1 protein-coding gene is annotated in these 1,497 nt (G+C 74.0%); it reads right to left on the reverse strand.

Going from position 1 to position 1,497, the window contains the following annotated elements:
* Positions 1-1,366, reverse strand: a 1,366-nt coding sequence (gene hutH / locus HW445_RS30660; RefSeq protein WP_257231399.1) for a histidine ammonia-lyase, incomplete at its 3' end; no start/stop codon positions are given.
* Positions 1,367-1,497: the final 131 nt, after the last annotated feature.

Here is a 1,497-nt window from a genome sequence, read left to right on the forward strand (position 1 = left end):
CGCGGGACGCGGCGACCAGCTCCACGGCGACGACCCGCCCGAGGTTGTCGACGACCTGCCGCAGCTTCCGCGCCGCCGACCAGCCCATGGAGACGTGGTCCTCCTGCATCGCGGAGGAGGGGATGGAGTCGACCGAGGCGGGGACCGCCAGCCGCTTCAGCTCGCTCACCAGCGCCGCCTGCGTGTACTGGGCGATCATCAGCCCCGAGTCGACCCCGGGGTCGTCGGCGAGGAACGCCGGCAGGCCGTGCGAGCGGTTCCTGTCCAGCAGCCGGTCCGTGCGCCGCTCGGCGATCGAGGCGAGGTCCGCGGCGGCGATCGCGAGGAAGTCGAGGACGTAGGCGACCGGCGCGCCGTGGAAGTTGCCGTTGGACTCGACCCGGCCGTCCGGCAGCACGACCGGGTTGTCCACGGCGGCCGCCAGCTCCCGTTCCGCCACCAGCTCGGCGTGGGTCAGCGTGTCCCGTCCCGCGCCCGCCACCTGCGGCGCGCACCGCACCGAGTAGGCGTCCTGCACCCGCGGCTCGTCGCCCTGGTGCTGCCCGGTCATCTCGGAACCGCGCAGCACGGCCAGCATGTTGGCGGCGGAGTCGGCCTGGCCCGGATGCGGCCGGATGGCGTGCAGCTCGGGAGCCAGCACCCGGTCGGTGCCCAGCAGCGCCTCCAGGGTCATGGCGGCGGTGACGTCCGCGGAGGCGTACAGCAGGCGCAGGTCGGCCAGGGCCATCAGCAGCATGCCGAGCATCCCGTCGGTGCCGTTGAGCAGCGCCAGACCCTCCTTCTCCCTGAGCTCGACGGGCTGGAGCCCGTGCGCCGCCAGCAGCTCGCTGACGGGGCGGAGTTCGCCGTCGGGGCCCTCGGCCTCGCCTTCGCCCATCAGGGCGAGCGCGCAGTGCGACAGCGGGGCCAGGTCGCCGGAGCAGCCCAGCGAGCCGTACTCGTGCACCACCGGCGTGATGCCGGCGTTCAGCAGGTCCGCCATGGCCCGGGCGACCTGCGGACGGACGCCGGTGCGGCCGGAGCAGACCGTCTTCAGCCGCAGGAACATCAGCGCGCGGACCACCTCGCGCTCGACCCGCGGGCCCATCCCGGCGGCGTGCGAGCGGACGATGTTGCGCTGGAGCCGGGTCCGCAGGTCCGGGCCGATGTGCCGGGTCGCCAGCGCGCCGAAGCCGGTGCTCACACCGTAGACCGGGTCCGGCTTGGCGGCGAGGGCGTCGACGACCTCACGGGTCGCGGTGAGTTCGCGCACCGCCTCCTCGGACAGCTCGACCCGCGCGCCGTGCCGCGCCACGGCCAGCACCTGCTCCGGCGTGAGGCCGGAGGTCGCGACCACCACGGTTTCCCTCGGCCCAGAGGTTTCCATCGACCTGGAGTGCATATCCATATTCAGGAGCCTAGGGGTTGAATTCGTCGCTGTCATCGGTGGGTTGGGCCACACCGGGGCCGGGGCCGCCGAGCGGCGGCGGCACCTCCCGTCCCCGCAGCGCCCGCCGC

Source organism: Streptomyces sp. UH6, assembly GCF_013421635.1.
GTDB lineage: Bacteria > Actinomycetota > Actinomycetes > Streptomycetales > Streptomycetaceae > Streptomyces > Streptomyces abyssomicinicus.